General features: G+C 46.5%; 15 protein-coding genes. 5 read left to right on the forward strand and 10 right to left on the reverse strand.

Annotated features, from left to right (window positions below; all coding sequences use genetic code 11):
- Window positions 1-5: 5 nt before the first annotated feature.
- The 3 genes from HYN59_RS15400 to HYN59_RS15410 all read left to right on the forward strand — a co-directional run bounded on the left by HYN59_RS15400 (window position 6) and on the right by HYN59_RS15410 (window position 3,165).
- Window positions 6-1,193 carry a PAS domain-containing sensor histidine kinase gene (locus HYN59_RS15400; protein WP_108779131.1) on the forward strand — a complete coding sequence of 396 codons (1,188 nt, stop codon included), beginning with the start codon at window positions 6-8 and terminating at the stop codon, window positions 1,191-1,193.
- A complete protein-coding gene (locus HYN59_RS15405; RefSeq protein ID WP_108779132.1) occupies window positions 1,190-2,239 on the forward strand; it encodes a response regulator in 1,050 nt (349 codons plus the stop codon). Before HYN59_RS15400 ends, HYN59_RS15405 begins: the two co-directional genes overlap by 4 nt.
- A 92-nt stretch (window positions 2,240-2,331) precedes the next feature.
- Window positions 2,332-3,165, forward strand: coding sequence for a universal stress protein (locus tag HYN59_RS15410; protein WP_108779133.1), 834 nt, complete (start codon window positions 2,332-2,334; stop codon window positions 3,163-3,165).
- A 51-nt stretch (window positions 3,166-3,216) separates the two neighbouring features.
- Here HYN59_RS15410 and HYN59_RS15415 read toward each other — a convergent pair whose 3' ends face one another.
- Window positions 3,217-3,675: a hypothetical protein gene (locus HYN59_RS15415; protein ID WP_108779134.1), complete on the reverse strand. Its 459-nt coding sequence runs from the start codon at window positions 3,673-3,675 to the stop codon at window positions 3,217-3,219.
- A 153-nt stretch (window positions 3,676-3,828) separates the two neighbouring features.
- Between HYN59_RS15415 and hemN the strand changes: the two genes are divergently transcribed.
- Entirely contained in the window at window positions 3,829-5,193 is a 1,365-nt protein-coding gene (gene hemN, locus HYN59_RS15420; RefSeq protein ID WP_108779766.1) for an oxygen-independent coproporphyrinogen III oxidase, read from the forward strand.
- Between the two features lie 63 nt (window positions 5,194-5,256).
- On the opposite strand, the gene HYN59_RS15425 is transcribed toward hemN, so the two are convergent.
- Window positions 5,257-5,685, reverse strand: coding sequence for a winged helix-turn-helix transcriptional regulator (locus HYN59_RS15425; RefSeq protein ID WP_245895595.1), 429 nt, complete (start codon window positions 5,683-5,685; stop codon window positions 5,257-5,259).
- 19 nt (window positions 5,686-5,704) lie between these two features.
- Between HYN59_RS15425 and HYN59_RS15430 the strand changes: the two genes are divergently transcribed.
- Window positions 5,705-6,583 (forward strand): NmrA family NAD(P)-binding protein, encoded by an 879-nt coding sequence (locus HYN59_RS15430; RefSeq protein WP_108779135.1) that lies wholly within the window; start codon window positions 5,705-5,707, stop codon window positions 6,581-6,583.
- A gap of 34 nt (window positions 6,584-6,617) precedes the next feature.
- On the opposite strand, the gene HYN59_RS15435 is transcribed toward HYN59_RS15430, so the two are convergent.
- The 8 genes from HYN59_RS15435 to HYN59_RS15470 all read right to left on the reverse strand — a co-directional run bounded on the left by HYN59_RS15435 (window position 6,618) and on the right by HYN59_RS15470 (window position 15,536).
- Window positions 6,618-7,319, reverse strand: a complete 702-nt coding sequence (locus HYN59_RS15435; RefSeq protein WP_108779136.1) for a sulfite exporter TauE/SafE family protein — start codon at window positions 7,317-7,319, stop codon at window positions 6,618-6,620.
- A gap of 131 nt (window positions 7,320-7,450) precedes the next feature.
- Window positions 7,451-7,897, reverse strand: coding sequence for a FixH family protein (locus tag HYN59_RS15440; protein ID WP_108779768.1), 447 nt, complete (start codon window positions 7,895-7,897; stop codon window positions 7,451-7,453).
- Window positions 7,898-8,080: 183 nt separating this feature from the next.
- Window positions 8,081-9,499, reverse strand: coding sequence for a cytochrome c oxidase accessory protein CcoG (gene ccoG, locus HYN59_RS15445; protein ID WP_108779137.1), 1,419 nt, complete (start codon window positions 9,497-9,499; stop codon window positions 8,081-8,083).
- A gap of 79 nt (window positions 9,500-9,578) precedes the next feature.
- Window positions 9,579-10,493 (reverse strand): cbb3-type cytochrome c oxidase N-terminal domain-containing protein, encoded by a 915-nt coding sequence (locus tag HYN59_RS15450; protein ID WP_108779138.1) that lies wholly within the window; start codon window positions 10,491-10,493, stop codon window positions 9,579-9,581.
- 10 nt (window positions 10,494-10,503) lie between these two features.
- Window positions 10,504-10,698, reverse strand: a complete 195-nt coding sequence (locus HYN59_RS15455; RefSeq protein ID WP_108779139.1) for a CcoQ/FixQ family Cbb3-type cytochrome c oxidase assembly chaperone — start codon at window positions 10,696-10,698, stop codon at window positions 10,504-10,506.
- Window positions 10,699-10,704: 6 nt separating this feature from the next.
- Complete coding sequence (gene ccoN, locus HYN59_RS15460; RefSeq protein ID WP_108779140.1) at window positions 10,705-12,897, reverse strand: cytochrome-c oxidase, cbb3-type subunit I; 2,193 nt, start codon at window positions 12,895-12,897, stop codon at window positions 10,705-10,707.
- A gap of 2 nt (window positions 12,898-12,899) precedes the next feature.
- Window positions 12,900-13,082, reverse strand: a complete 183-nt coding sequence (gene ccoS / locus HYN59_RS15465) for a cbb3-type cytochrome oxidase assembly protein CcoS (protein WP_108779141.1) — start codon at window positions 13,080-13,082, stop codon at window positions 12,900-12,902.
- Between the two features lie 81 nt (window positions 13,083-13,163).
- Window positions 13,164-15,536 (reverse strand): heavy metal translocating P-type ATPase, encoded by a 2,373-nt coding sequence (locus HYN59_RS15470; protein ID WP_108779142.1) that lies wholly within the window; start codon window positions 15,534-15,536, stop codon window positions 13,164-13,166.
- Between the last annotated feature and the right edge of the window lie 31 nt (window positions 15,537-15,567).

A 15,567-nucleotide genomic window follows, 5' to 3' on the forward strand; every position in this document is an offset into this window, starting at 1 on the left:
ACCTAATGAAAAATGAGGCGCTGCTGAACTCTATCGTAGAGAATGCCATTGACGGTATCATTACCATCAACGAACATGGCATTGTCGAAACCATCAATCCCGCGGCCTGCAGGCTGTTCCTTTATACGCCCGAAGAGGTTGTAGGCAGGAACGTCTCCATGCTTATGCCGCAGCCTGATAAAGAACGGCACGATGATTACATCCATAAATACCGCCAGACCGGCCAGGCACACATTATAGGGTTTGGCCGTGATGTGATGGGCCTGAAAAAAGACGGCAGCATTTTTCCCTTCCGCCTTGGTGTGACCGAAGTGAAGTATGAAGGAGTACGGATGTTTGCCGGGTTCATACACGACTTGAGCCACCAGAAGGAAGCCGAGAACCGCCTGATGGAATATACCCAGCACCTTGAGGATGTGGTAAAGGAGCGCACCACTTCGCTGAACGAAACTATTGAAGAACTTACCAAAGCTAAGGAGGAAGTGAGCCAGTCGCTCGAAAAAGAAAAAGAACTGGGCAAGCTGAAAAGCCGCCTGCTCTCGATGGCATCGCATGAGTTCCGCACGCCGCTGAGTTCCATACAGCTGTCGGCATCCCTGATAGAGCGCTATACGGCATCTTTTGAAAATGCCAATGTAGCCAAGCACCTGTACAAGGTAAAAGGTGCCGTGAACAACCTAACCACCATACTGGACGACTTCCTGCATGTAGAAAAAGCCGAAGCCGGCAAGGTAGAAGTAAAATGGGGCACTTTCGACGTGGAGCATTTCTGCAGGGAAATCGTGGATGAGATACAGCTGCTTGCCAAAAAAGACCAGAACATTATCTACAACCATAATGGTGGAAAGACCCATGTGTACCTGGACCGCAACCTGTTGCGCAACTGTATCTTCAACCTGATGTCTAACGCTATCAAATATTCGGGTGAAAACACCACCATTCACCTAACCACGATCATTACTGCCGACAGCTTTACCATTACCGTGGAGGACAACGGCATCGGCATACCCCAAGAAGAGCACAAGCATTTATTCGAAGCCTTTTTCAGGGCACAGAACACAGGCAATATACCCGGCACCGGGCTGGGCCTCAATATCGTGCTGCGCTATGTAACGCTGATGAACGGCACCATCGAATTTAAAAGCGCTACCAACGAAGGAACCTTATTTACAATTACATTCCCCATACAATGACCAGAGTACTTATAATAGAGGACAATGACGATATCCGCGAAAATATTGTAGAAATACTGGAGCTTTCGGGCTATACGGTATACGCCGCACCCAATGGGAAAGTTGGCGTTGAGCTGGCCATAAAGCAAGTTCCCGATATCATACTGTGCGATATCATGATGCCCGAAATGGATGGCTATGGCGTGATAGAGGCACTGAACAAGGATGCGGAAACGAGGGCAACGCCTTTTATTTTCCTTACGGCAAAAGCAGAACGCACCGACGTGCGCAGGGGAATGGAACTGGGCGCCGACGATTACCTCACCAAGCCATTTGACGATACCGAACTGCTGAATGCCATAGAAAGCCGCCTTAAGAAAAAAGAAGCGCAACAGCTTTTTTATGGCAAAACAGCCGAAAAGCTGGACAGCATCATCAGCAGGAAAGATGGCCTGGAGGAACTGAAAAAGGTAATGCAGGAACGCGACACCCGTATGTTTAAAAAGAGTCAGGTCATACACCATGAAGGCGACCGCGTTATTGGCATTTACTTTGTGATCAGCGGCAAGGTAAAAACAGTGCAGCTTACACGCGATGGGCGGGAACTTATAACCGGGATGTATGCCGCTAACGATTACCTGGACCTGAATATTATACTGTCGAACGACACCTATATAGACACGGCTGTAGCCTTAGAGCCAACAGAACTAAGCTTCCTGCCGGGCGAACAGCTGGACAAGCTGCTGTTCCTGCATCCGGACATTGGCGCTAAATTCATAAAAATACTGGCTAACAACATACGCGACAAAGAAACCAGGCTGCTGCAGATTGCATACTTATCGGTGCGGAAACGGATTGCACAATCCATCATACGCCTTCTGGACCAGCAGGGCGATGGCTCCGGGAGTATTAAAATAAGCAGGGACGACCTCGCGGCAATATGCGGTACAGCGCCGGAAACTGTGAGCCGTACCTTAAGCGATTTTAAAGAGGAAGGCCTCATTGAAAAAAGCGGCAGCACTATACAAGTGATAAACCGCGATAAGCTGGACAAGCTGAAGAATTAATTGCTTTACAGGTTTCGCCAATGCGTGACAGGCATCATTTTATAAGCCGGGGGATTAAAATATTTTTACAGGGTAATTAAAACCAACCTGACATGAAAAAAATTTTGTTCCCCACAGATTTCTCTGCAACATCCCTTAATGCATTTGTGTATGCACTGCATCTCGCAAAAAACATTGATGCAGAAATCATTACGCTCCATGTATATGAATATCCCATAGGCTTGTCTGTTGACAACGATGATTTCCTGATGGAAAATTATAATGTGGGTGACTGGGGCGCTTTTGAGAATTTTAAAAGTGAAGTCCCAAAACTGCGTGAAATAGCAGAAAGAGAGGGAATGACGCATGTACCTGTGAGCCATATGATGGAAAGAGGCATTGCGGTTGACGGAATTGTAAATACGGCCGCCAATGAGCAGGCCGACATTATAATAATGGGCACAAAAGGTGCCACCGGGTTGAAAGAGATCTTTTTAGGCACCATAACTGAAAAAGTAATAAAACAGGCAAAATCATTTGTAATTGCCGTACCGGAAGGTTATCGCTTTGAGCCTATCCGAAAAATACTTTTCCTGGCCGAATACGAAAAGCTGGAAATGGATCTCCTGAAAAAAGTAAAGGATTTTGCCGTCATATTTAAAGCAGATATCCACGTTTTGGAAGTAAAGAAACGTAATGACGATGCCATTGATATTCTGATGGCTAAATGGAAAGACACCTTCAAAAGCGACACTATCTCCTTTTCCTTTATAAATACCGATGCCACCGAAGACCTGATATTAGAATTTATAGATTATCAGAAGATTAATATGGCCGTGATGTCCATACATCACAAAAACCTGTTTGAGCGGTTGTTCCTGTTTAGCCTGTCCAGGCAAATGGCCTTCCATTCAACCATCCCGGTTTTAGGTATTCCCGCTTTATAAAAGAAAGCGGCTGCCGATTTGTGGCAGCCTCGCTTTTTCAAAATACCAGGTTTATTGTACTTTTTCCATTTCACTGAGGGTCTCCTTCAGCTTTGCTTCTTTTTCACGGTAACTTTCCATAAAATTCTCCATCCTTTTGATAACGGATGCATCTATTTCAAGGGAATCTGCCTTTTCCTCAAATCGTTCGCCCCGCAACAACTTTTCACTAAGCTGTTCCAGCTGGCCTTCGGCATCGATAATTGCATTGCGCAGCTTCAGCTTATGATGCCTGTTAGGATCGTCAAGCTTATCGGTTGCCTTTGAAATCCGAACCTTTGCAGCTATAATATTACTCTCCGATTCTTTCTTAAACAGTTTCCATTCGGCAACGGCATTGCGTACACGGTAATCCATTTCTTCATAATCGGCTTGTTCGGTAGTTTCATACACGCTTTTTTCGTCTACATCTTCCTCGCATCCTTTCGGGGCCAGCGCCAGCAATACTGCGGCAAGCATAAATACTTTCATATCGGGTTGATTTTATACTGCAAATCTCATTCATCTTTATACTGTGTAAAATGATGGCTGTCACTATGTGAGCAGGTACACATACCATTGGTGACCTATGTCATTTTTTAGCCGTGCACCGCCCTGTATTTTTGCTTTATAAAAATGATGCAGATGGAAAGTTCTATTTTACAGAAATACAATGTACCGGGGCCGCGCTATACTAGCTACCCTACGGTTCCCTACTGGGACAATTCAGGATTTACCGAAGGCTTGTGGCAGGACAGTGTGGTACAGTCGTTTGGCGAAAGCAATGCCACACAGGGCATCAGCCTGTACATCCACCTTCCGTTCTGCGAAAGCATGTGTACCTTTTGCGGGTGCAACAAGCGTATTACAAAAAACCACGCCGTGGAGGCAGCTTACATCAGCGCCATACTGAAAGAATGGGCCATGTACCGCGACCTGTTCAGGCAGCGGCCGCGCATTAAGGAACTGCACCTTGGCGGGGGTACCCCTACTTTCTTTAGCCCGGAAAACCTCGAAAAGCTGGTAAAAGGCATTTTTGAGCTTGCCGATGCCGCTCCGGGATACGAATTCAGCTTTGAGGGCCACCCGAACAATACTACGCGGGAACATCTGCAAACATTATACGACCTGGGCTTCAGGAGGGTGAGCTTTGGCGTGCAGGACTATAGCGAAACCGTGCAGAAAGCCATCAACCGCATACAGCCGTTTGAGAATGTTGCTAAAGTAACATTAATGGCAAGGGAAATTGGGTACACATCTATCAGCCACGACCTTGTATTCGGCCTTCCTTACCAAACGGTTGAGAACATTGTAGATACCATAGAGAAAACCAATGCCCTGAGGCCCGACCGCATCTCTTTTTACAGCTATGCCCATGTGCCCTGGATAAAAGGTACCGGCCAGCGCGGCTTTGATGATACCTCCCTGCCAAAAGACAATGAAAAGCGGCGGTTGTACGAAATAGGAAAAAAAATACTGTGCGACAAGGGCTATCACGAGATAGGCATGGATCATTTTGCACTTGAGTCTGACAGTATGTATACGTCTTTTAAAAATGGTACGCTGCATCGCAACTTTATGGGGTACAGCTCATCGGCCACACAGCTGATGATAGGCCTCGGCGTTTCGTCTATAAGCGACAGCTGGTACAGCTTTGCCCAAAACGAAAAGACGCTGGAAGATTATTACCACAGGATAGAACAGAACGAGCTGCCGGTATTCCGTGGCCATATACTTAATGATGAAGACCTCATCATACGAAAGCACATACTGAACCTGATGTGCCGTTTTACCACCTCATGGGATAACGATGATGACTATTTTAACGAACTGCCCGAAGTACTTTGGGACCTTCGTGAAATGGAAAGGGATGGTTTGCTTGCGATAGAAGACACATTCATTGAAGTTACAGAAAAAGGGCTTCCCTTCGTACGCAACATCTGTATGGCGTTCGACCTGAGGCTGAAAAGGAAAGCGCCGGAAACAAAGCTGTTTTCGATGACGATATAATTTTTTAGGTTTTGTTTAGTAGATAAAAACCGGTGTCGTTGCGATGCCGGTTTTTTTATGGGTTTACTCTTCTGCAAACTTCCCATCTGCCATTTGTAATGCCCATCCTGCCATGGCACTGATAACAGGTATCAGTCCCTTTCCCGCGTTCGTCAGGCGGTAGGTTACAAATGGGGGCACTACAGGCTTTGCTTCCCTTATAACGATCTCATCGGCCTCCAGCTGCTTCAGGTGCTGTATGAGCATCTTTTCTGTGATGGCCGGTATAGCCCTCTTGAGTTCGCTATAGCGCTTATCGCCCTGCGAAAGATGGTAAAGGATTATAGGTTTCCAGTATCCGCCTATCTTTTCCATCGTAAAGGTAACCGGGCAGGTTTCGAGCGCATAGGCTTTATTTTCCTGGATGGTCGAAGTTTCTTTTATCGCTGTCATTATACATACTTTAGGGTAAGTACTTGTAAAAAAGTAAGTAAAGGTATAATTTTGTTTCATAATAATAAAATATTTAACCATGAAAATAGCAATTACAGGCTCGCTCGGAAATGTAGCAAGGCCATTAGTTAAACAATTACTGTCTGAAGGCCATCAACTTAATGTGATAAGCAGCCATGACGAACGCAAAAACGATATTGAGGCTTTAGGGGCAACTGCCGCTATAGGCCCAATAACAGACACATCATTTTTAGCGGAAGCTTTTTCGGGTGCTGATGCCGTTTTCGCCATGACACCGCCAAGCCTTGCACTGCAAAACGTTGTAGCAGCCAATACAGCAGCCGGGAAGGCTATTGTTGACGCAGTGAAACAAGCGAATGTAAAGAGGGTTGTACTCCTGAGCAGCATCGGCGCCGAGCTTGACGGCGGCACAGGCCCTATTGCCGCCCTGAACGCAATTGAAAACGCCTATAACAAACTGGAAAATGTTACGGTTACGTTCCTCAGGGCAGGATATTTCTACATCAACTTCAATAACAGCATCCCTATGATACAGCATTCGGGAATACTGGGAAGCAACCTGGCAGCCGATACCCCTGTCCCATTGGTACACCCACGGGATATTGCAACGGCAGCGGCAGGGGAACTAACGAGGGGCAATGCAGAAAGCGGCGTGCGCTATATTGTAAGTGATGTGAAAACCCCTGCCGAGATCACAGCGGCATTCGGGAATGCTATCGGCAAGCCCGGATTGCCATGGGTAACCTTCAGCGATGAAGACAATGAGCAGGGCATGGTACAGGCAGGCGTTCCCGCTGAAATAGCCGCACTGTATACCGAAATGGGGCGCGGACTTCGTGAAGGCAGCATACAGGCTGATTTTTTAAACGGAGGGCATTCTGTGGACGGAAAAATAAAACTTGAAGATTTTGCAAAGGAATTCGCTTCGGCATTCTAAATGAAGAACGGCAGGTACTCCCTGCCGTTTTTTATTATTTGCATTGTGGTGCCCCGGTTACATAAAGGCTTATGTTGGAAGGCGAAAGGTAGGGAATACCCAGCCCAAGCCCGCGCACGATAAACAGCATACCAATAGCAACCGCCGCGTAAGGCACAATTTTGCTGAATGAATTGCGCAGTGGGTTCTTAAGAAATCCTGAGGCGTAGACCACCAGGCTCATAAGCGGGATCGTACCGGCACCGAACAGCACCATGTACATTATTCCGTAGGGCACGCTTTGCATGGCAATTGCCCCAAACAGCGCCGCATAGACCAGGCCGCACGGCAGAAATCCGTTAAGCAATCCGGCTGTATACAACGACCTGTATCCTTTTTGCCTGAACCTGCTGCCCAGGCCTGATTTTACTTTGGAGATTAGCCTGTATACCGGCTTGCTGAAGTTGTAGCGCGCAAATATTCTTTGGGGAATCATTACAATGGCGATCATCAGTATGCCGGTGATGATAGAGAATTGCTGCTGGATCCCTGCAAGGTAGATACCCCTTCCCACAATCCCGAACACAAGGCCCATTGCTCCGTAGGCCGTCAGCCTTCCTGCATGGTAAGTAAATATCTGCAGGGTTTTCCTGGCGGGATTGCTCCTGTCTACCGGCAGCATCATGGCTATTGGCCCGCACATGCCAATGCAGTGCAGGCTGGAAATAAGGCCGAGTATGAGTGCAGAGTAGAGCATTTTTTTTAGATTGTTGGATTTTGGATCTTTGGATTTTTAGATGAGAGATAATAGATGATAGATATTGGATTACTTTAATTTATCTATTTGTCTATCATCTATTATCTCTTTATCTATTATCACTATCTCTTTTACAGCATCAGCATCTCTTGCGTGAAATAGCCTTTGCCGTTATATTGCCAGTCTATGATAATGTCCCATCGGCCGCCTGCCAGGTCACTTTTAGGTATGAGCAAATGATGGCCTGATAATGAAAAGGGTACTTCATGATCAAGTTTTTGGTCAGACGGCCTGTAGAGGGACACTTTCCCTGTAATTTTTTTATCGTCGAATTCTTCGGGGAACGTAATTTTGATGTCTTTCCCCTCATTTATTATCTGTACTTTATGTTCAAGGGCAGCAGCATTTTGCTCCCTGTCCAGCTGTGCCTGCAGTGTGCGTTCCTGCTTGTAGTACTCCTCTACCACAAGCTCATTATCGTATTTGCTGTCGCTTTGCACCCGGAAGACAAAAAACAATATGAATCCCATAAACAGTGCAAAAGCAGTTACTATTCCCGTACCCCAGTTAAATTTCATGTCATTTATAGTTTTAGTTTGTTTATTTTTAACCACATAGATACATAGCAAATCAGTATCTTTTATTTGATGTCTTAGGATGTTGAAGCCCACATAGTGAAGCAAAGCTTCAACCTTTGTGTTGCTATGACTATAGAGCATTATAAAAAACCTATGTACCTATGTGGTTAAATATTTAAACTGTTAGTTAAACGTCCTCGGCCCCAAAAAGTTGGTAGTTTCGGTATCTATGCGCTTATCGCCGTTATACACCTCAAGGGTTATTTTTGTTTTGTCGCCCTTTAGCCAGGCGGGGTTTATCTCTACGAACAGCGTTCCCGAAACCATACCTTCCTTCGGCACTTTAAACCTTGGCGCACCTACGGTCTTTACAGTACCTTTAGGATTAGCTAAAACAAAGTAGACATCGTTAAAATCCCTTCCTGTTTTATTAATTACCTTGTAGGTGAACACATTGCTTATATTCTCGCCCTTGTGCTCAAAAAGCTGCCCGGGCAAGCGAAGCACTGTAGCCTCTGCATCGTTGCGCAAAAAGAGCATTCCTGTAAAAACGCCTGTCAGGATTAGCAGTACCGCTGCGTAGCCTTTCATACGGGTCGTGAAGACGAACTTTTCCTTTTTGGTTATCTCATCCTCGCTGGCATAGCGTATCAGCCCCTGCGGGAAACCTACCTTGTCCATGATGGTATTACACTCGTCTATACAGGCAGTACAATTGGTGCATTCCAGTTGGGTCCCATTACGGATATCGATACCCATAGGGCAAACGCTAACGCAAAGCTTGCAGTCAATACAGTCGCCTTTGCCGGAAAGCAGGCGGTCCTCATTCTTCACGATCCTGCCGCGGCCTTTCTCGGCCTCACCGCGCACATGGTCGTAGGCCACCACGATGGTCTTGTTATCCAGTAACGCCCCCTGCAGCCTGCCGTACGGGCAAACGATGATGCATACCTGTTCCCTGAACCACACGTAGATATAAAAGAACACGGCTGTAAATATCAGCAGGGCGATAAGGGTACCCATGTTGCCTGCTGGCCCCTCCTCTACCATTTCTATCAGCTCATCGCTTCCGGTAAGGTAGGCCAGGAATACATTGGCAATAAGGAATGAGATGACAAAGAACACAAACCATTTAAACACTTTTTTTCGGATCTTCTCACCATTCCATTCCTGCTTGTCGAGCTTTATCTGTGCGTTCCGGTCGCCTTCGATCCAATACTCAATCCTGCGGAAAACCATTTCCATGAAGATCGTCTGTGGGCATATCCATCCGCAAAAAATCCTCCCGAAAGCTACCGTAAACAGCGCTACGAACACCACGCCAATAATCATGGAAATGACAAATAGGTGGAAATCCTGAGGCCAGAAAGGGAATCCGAAAATATTAAACCTACGCTCCAGCACATTGAACATAAGAAACTGGTTACCATGTATCTTAACAAATGGTGCCGCAAACAAAAATGCAAGCAGGAACCATGTTAGCGTCTTGCGGTATTTATAGAGTTTCCCATTAGGCTTTTTGGGGTAAACCCATACCCTCTTTCCTTCTTCATCTACGGTACCCAGCCGGTCCCGGAACTCATCATCATGCAGGTCGTCCATATTACTTTTTATTTATCCTGAATCCGCGGAGTATTCACTAGGGATTCAAAGGCTTTACGATAATCGTACTAAATCAGGGTTATTTTCCGTTAGTTGCCACTTCAGGCGCTTTTCCGGCTTCTTCTTTCCATATCTCGCCATCCGGCGCTTTCGGGTCTTTAGGGTTAGAACCCTGTAGTGAAAGCACATAGCTCGCTACTTTTTGTATCTCAGATGGTTTGAGGGTACCCTTCCATGGCACCATCCCCTTGCCGTCGCGGCCACCTTCTGTTATGGTATGGAAAACATTCTTGATACCGCCACCCAGCAACCAGTATTCATCCGTAAGGTTAGGCCCTATCGCGCCCCCTGCATCAGACCGGTGGCATGGAATGCAGTTGGTCTCGAATATTTTCTTCCCTTCCGCAAGTTCTGCAGGATCGGTCAGCAGCGTTACAGTGTTGGCATCTATAAGGTCTTTGGCAGTCTTGCGGTATTCCTCAACTGCCACGCGCGCCTCTTCCATTTCGGTATCAAATTCAGCTTTCTGGTCTTTGCCGTCCATGATATGGAAACGCACCAGGTAAATCGCTGCAAAGGCTATCGTTACATAAAAGAGCTTTACCCACCACGGCGGCAGCACGTTATCAAGCTCATGGATACCATCATAATCATGATTCATCAGGATGGTGCCTTCTTCTTCTATCGGCCTGCTCTTTACAAAGAAAGCCTTCAGCTTTTTAAACCATTTGCTGTCTTTGTAATCAATCGCATCGGCTTCGTCCAGCTTCCTTTTCTGCTCCTCTGTAAGCAGGCTGTAGGTTACCTTGTCTACCGCAGCGATCACGATCTCTATTGCTACCTGCAAAAACAGGAATACGAAGAGGAATACCGATACTAACGGGTATTTGATAAATGCCGGGCGGTCGCCGGAGTCGATAAAATATTCGAGGGCCATGAATACCATTGCAAAAAGCAATGGTACCCGTACGTATACTGGAATAAACTTTTTCATAATGTAGAGGCTATTGGTTTTCGGTTCCGTTTTCTTCCTCCCCTGCAAAAGGGAGGTTGCTCAGTTCGTTAATCTTTTCTTTGCGGTAGGTATACACCCAGGTATAGAGCACAATGAAAAAGATAAAGAAGATAAGCAGCGAAATGATGGGATAAATCTCAATTCCCGCAATGGATTCCAGGTTGTGCTTTACAAACTTTAGCATGGCTTATTATTTTGAAGGTTTGTTGTCTTTTATTTTGATATCGGTGCCAAGGCGCTGCAGGTAAGCAATAAGCGCTATGATCTCGCGGTCTTTCATCGGTACGAATTCTTCGCCCCGTGCCTGCGCTGCCTTACGGCTTTCTTCGTAGCTCTTCACAAAGTCAGGATCGGCATGCAGGCTTTTCTCGATCTTTGCTGCCTGCTCATTAATGCTGGACTGTGCATTGGCAATGTCTTCTGTAGTATACGGAACCCCAAGCTGCTCCATCACCTCCATTTTTTTCTTCGTATAGGAGTAATCCATCTTCTTGTTATCGAACAGCCACTTATACGCAGGCATGATCGAGCCTTCGGAGGTACTTTGCGGGTCCCACAGGTGGTTGAAGTGCCAGTTGTCGCTGTATTTTCCGCCAACCCTCATCAGGTCCGGGCCGGTGCGCTTAGAGCCCCAAAGGAATGGGTGGTCGTATACATATTCACCCGACTTCGAATATTCGCCATAACGTTCTACCTCACTGCGGAAAGGGCGTATCATTTGAGAGTGGCAGCCCACGCAGCCTTCGCGGATGTAGAGGTCGCGGCCTTCAAGCTCCAGCGGTGTATAAGGTTTCACCGTAGATATCGTAGGTATGTTCGATTTAACCATTATGGTAGGGACAATCTGTATAATTCCGCCTATCAATACGGCAATGGTAGCAAGAATGGCAAGCTGTATCGGCTTCCTTTCCAGCCATGGGTGGAATTTCTCACCTTTAAGCCTTTTGCTGCTTATCTTTTGCAATTCAGGCGCTTCGGCAAGTTCATCCTCGATTTTCTGGCCCTGCCTTACGGTCATTATGATATTGTATACCAGTACCAGCAAACCAATTACGAATAGTGTGCCGCCAATAGCCCTCATCCAGTACATCGGCATGATCTGCTTCACGGTCTCAAGGAAGTTACCGTATTTTAATGTTCCGTCAGGGTTGAATTCTTTCCACATAGATGCCTGCGTAAACCCGGCCACATACATTGGCAAAGAATACATAATGATACCTAATGTACCGATCCAGAAATGGAAGTTGGCCAGCTTAACAGAGTACAATGTTGTTTTGGTCATGCGCGGTATCAGCCAGTAGATCATACCAAAAGTGAGGAAGCCGTTCCAGGCCAGCGCACCAACGTGTACGTGAGCCACGATCCAGTCGGTAAAGTGGGCAATGGCGTTTACGTTTTTCAATGACAGCATCGGGCCTTCAAACGTTGCCATACCATAGCCGGTAATGGCTACTACAAAGAACTTAAGTACCGGGCTGGTGCGCACTTTATCCCATGCGCCACGCAGTGTGAGCAATCCGTTGATCATACCACCCCATGACGGCGCAATAAGCATTATAGAGAATACCACACCAAGATTCTGTGCCCAGTCGGGCAATGCAGAATACAGCAGGTGGTGCGGCCCAGCCCAGATATAGATGAAGATAAGCGACCAAAAGTGGATGATGGACAGCTTGTATGAATATACAGGGCGGTTGGCAGCTTTAGGTACAAAGTAGTACATGAGCCCCAGGAATGGTGTGGTAAGGAAAAAGGCCACGGCGTTATGCCCATACCACCATTGCACCAAAGCATCCTGTACACCGGCGTATGCGGAGTAGCTTTTCATCCCGCTTACCGGAATGGCAATACTGTTGAAAATGTGCAGAATGGCAACGGTTATGAATGTAGCAAGGTAAAACCAGATGGCAACATACATGTGGCGTTCCCTCCTTTTTATGATTGTACCTATCATATTGATACCAAACACGACCCATATCAGCGCGATGGCGATATCTATAGGCCATTCCAGTTCGGCATATTCTTTAGATGAAGTATAGCCCAATGGCAATGATATAGCTGCTGCAACTATGATAAGCTGCCAGCCCCAAAAGTGGATGTTGCTCAAAACATTCGAGAACATACGGGCTTTAAGCAGCCTCTGCATAGAATAATAAATACCGGCAAACATGGCGTTGCCCACAAAGGCGAAGATCACCGCGTTGGTGTGCAGAGGCCTTAGCCTTCCGTAGCTAAGCCAGGATACACCGTCGGTAAGATTAGGGAACAGGTACAGCGAGGCTATCAGCAGCCCCACGAGCATTCCCACTACCCCGAAAACTATAGTGGCGTAGAGAAACTTTTTGACTATCTTATTGTCGTAATAAAATTGTTGCATTTCCATGGTCAGGCGTTATTTTGATTTTGTGGTTTGTTTTCTTGCTTCTTTAGCTCGTCGTCAAACAAAACCCTGACAGACGGCGTGTAACTGTCGTCAAACTGTCCCTGCCTTACCGCCTTTATAAAGGCGTACAGGAAGAGGACCGCGACAATGATACTGATGGTGATCAATAAATAGATTACGCTCATGGTTCTTAAATTTATGTTAACAAAATTAGGGTGTCCGGATATCTTAAAATATGACGGTGGTCATACTCCCGGCTTTTTTCGCTATTTCCTTCGTGCATAATAATTGCTCATCAGCGTTACAAAGCTTATAATGGTTATGGTGCTCAGCGGCATGATGATAGCGGCAGTAAGCGGCATCAGCCTGCCTGTAACCGCAAAGGACAATCCCACCACATTGTAGAGCAACGATAGCCCAAAGCTCATCCGGATAGTCCTTATCGTACGTTTGGAAAGCCGCATAAAATAGCCAAGCCTCCGGAATTGTGACGCGTCCAGGATACCATCGCAGGCGGGCGAGAATACATTCACATTTTCTGATATGGCAATGCCTACGTTACTTTGAGCCAGTGCCCCGGCATCGTTAAGCCCGTCGCCTATCATCATTACACTGCTTCCCTTTTTCTGGAGGTTTTCAATAAAGGCCAGCTTCTGCTCCGGTTTTTGGTTGAAATGGAATTCGGTACCTTCCGGCAGTAGCTGTTCAAGCACATGCCTTTCGCCGGCATTATCGCCAGAGAGTATCTTCAGCGAATATTTTTTCTGCAATTCGGCAAAAAGCTCCTTGAGCCCTTCGCGGTATTGGTTGTCAAAAACATATTTGCCCATATAATTGCGGTTGATCGCAATATGTACATTGGTCTGCATCAGGTTATCTTCCTCATAGCCTACAAAAGATACCGAGCCAATCCTGATATGGATGCCGTCAACAACACCGCTAATACCTTTTCCGGTCACTTCCTCAAAATCTTCAACAGGGAGCGTGCGTGTCATAGGCAGCGCATCATACAGCATCCTGCTAAGCGGGTGGTTGGAGCCGCGCAGTACATTCCTTATATACATAAGCTGCTTATCATCGGGCGCGTTACCCTCAAAATAGATCTCCGATTTCTTATTGGTAGTTATCGTCCCGGTTTTGTCAAATACTATGGTGTCTATTTTTGCCATCTGCTCTACCACGGTGGCGTTTTTGAGGTACAGCTTGCGGTTGCCCATTATCCTGAGCACATTACCCAGTGTAAAAGGCGCGCTGAGGGCAAGTGCGCACGGACAGGCCACAATGAGCACAGCGGTAAACACATTAAATGCGGTTTGTGTATCTATAAATATCCAGGTACTGAAGGACATCACCGCTATGAGCAGCAGCAGCGGCGTAAAATACCGGCTGATCGTATCGGTCATTGTTTTATAATCCCTGTCGCCTTTTCGGGAAAACACATCGTTGCTCCACAGCTGTGTAAGGTAGCTTTGCGATACCGACCGCAATACCTCCATCTCCACCACGGGGCCTATCTGCTTGCCGCCGGCATAGACCTTATCGCCTGAATGCTTGGTTACAGGCACCGATTCGCCGGTTACAAAGCTGTAATCGATCAGGGCGCTTTCACTCATTAGTATACCGTCTACAGGAATAAGCTCGCTATTGCGTATCAGCAGCCTGTCACCCGCCAACACATCATAAACCGGGATGGAAGTTTCACTCCTGTCAGCCAGTATTTTGGTTACTGCGATCGGAAAATAGGATTTAAAATCACGCTCGAACGAGAGAAAATTATAGGTTTTTTGCTGAAAGAGTTTACCTAAAAGCATAAAGAATACCAATCCTGTAAGGCTGTCGAAAAAGCCCTGTCCGTAGCCGAAGATGATATCCACCGTACTGCGGACAAACATGACTATAATCCCCAATGCAATGGGTACTTCTATATTAAGCATTCCCGCCCTGATGCTCTTCCAGGCCGATACATAATACCCGCTCGCCGAATACAGGAAGGAGGGCAGCGCCAGCGCAAAAACCAGCCAACGGAAAAAACCGCGATAATTATCGAGCCAGTATTCTTCCATCTCAAAATATTCCGGGAAGGACAACAGCATGATATTACCAAAACAAAAGAACGCTACGCCCAGCTTGTAAACAAGGTCACGGCTTATGCTTTTGGGTTTATTATCGTAATTATCAAGACTGATGTATGGCTCATAGCCAATAGAATTGAGCAGGTACACTAGTTCCCTCAGGCTGGCAACGGACGGGTCGAAGATGATGCGTACCCGTTTTTCGTGGAAATTGACCTGCGAGCTGCTCACCGCCCTGTTGAGCTTATTGAGGTTTTCCAGTATCCAGATGCAGGAACTGCAATGGATGTGGGGAATGTAAAGGCTTATTATATGTACATTTTCTTCCTCAAACTCCAGCAGTCTTTTTACGATATCCTCGTTATCCAAAAAGTCATATTTCCCTTTGATGTCCTGCGGAGTAGCTCCGGGCGAACGCTCAAAGCTGTAATAATCTGTAAGCCCGTTGAGGCTGAAAATCTCATATACGGTCTTACAGCCGTTGCAGCAAAAAGATTTCCCGTCAAAGACGATCTCCTCTTTTTTTACAACGTCCAGTCCGCAATGAAAACAGTGTTGCGTATCCATTATTTGCTCATTTTACCTGTGGCAAAATTGG

Source organism: Flavobacterium album (genome assembly GCF_003096035.1).
GTDB classification, from domain to species: domain Bacteria; phylum Bacteroidota; class Bacteroidia; order Flavobacteriales; family Flavobacteriaceae; genus Flavobacterium; species Flavobacterium album.

Excerpts from the sequence above, each read along its gene's own strand:
- HYN59_RS15400 (WP_108779131.1), top strand. The coding sequence starts at position 6 with ATGAAAAATGAGGCGCTGCTGAACTCTATCGTAGAGAATGCCATTGAC.
- HYN59_RS15405 (WP_108779132.1), top strand. The coding sequence starts at position 1,190 with ATGACCAGAGTACTTATAATAGAGGACAATGACGATATCCGCGAAAAT.
- HYN59_RS15410 (WP_108779133.1), top strand. The coding sequence starts at position 2,332 with ATGAAAAAAATTTTGTTCCCCACAGATTTCTCTGCAACATCCCTTAAT.
- HYN59_RS15415 (WP_108779134.1), bottom strand. The coding sequence starts at position 3,675 with ATGAAAGTATTTATGCTTGCCGCAGTATTGCTGGCGCTGGCCCCGAAA.
- hemN (WP_108779766.1), top strand. The coding sequence starts at position 3,829 with ATGGAAAGTTCTATTTTACAGAAATACAATGTACCGGGGCCGCGCTAT.
- HYN59_RS15425 (WP_245895595.1), bottom strand. The coding sequence starts at position 5,685 with ATGAAACAAAATTATACCTTTACTTACTTTTTTACAAGTACTTACCCT.
- HYN59_RS15430 (WP_108779135.1), top strand. The coding sequence starts at position 5,705 with ATGAAAATAGCAATTACAGGCTCGCTCGGAAATGTAGCAAGGCCATTA.
- HYN59_RS15435 (WP_108779136.1), bottom strand. The coding sequence starts at position 7,319 with ATGCTCTACTCTGCACTCATACTCGGCCTTATTTCCAGCCTGCACTGC.
- HYN59_RS15440 (WP_108779768.1), bottom strand. The coding sequence starts at position 7,897 with ATGAAATTTAACTGGGGTACGGGAATAGTAACTGCTTTTGCACTGTTT.
- ccoG (WP_108779137.1), bottom strand. The coding sequence starts at position 9,499 with ATGGACGACCTGCATGATGATGAGTTCCGGGACCGGCTGGGTACCGTA.
- HYN59_RS15450 (WP_108779138.1), bottom strand. The coding sequence starts at position 10,493 with ATGAAAAAGTTTATTCCAGTATACGTACGGGTACCATTGCTTTTTGCA.
- HYN59_RS15455 (WP_108779139.1), bottom strand. The coding sequence starts at position 10,698 with ATGCTAAAGTTTGTAAAGCACAACCTGGAATCCATTGCGGGAATTGAG.
- ccoN (WP_108779140.1), bottom strand. The coding sequence starts at position 12,897 with ATGGAAATGCAACAATTTTATTACGACAATAAGATAGTCAAAAAGTTT.
- ccoS (WP_108779141.1), bottom strand. The coding sequence starts at position 13,082 with ATGAGCGTAATCTATTTATTGATCACCATCAGTATCATTGTCGCGGTC.
- HYN59_RS15470 (WP_108779142.1), bottom strand. The coding sequence starts at position 15,536 with ATGGATACGCAACACTGTTTTCATTGCGGACTGGACGTTGTAAAAAAA.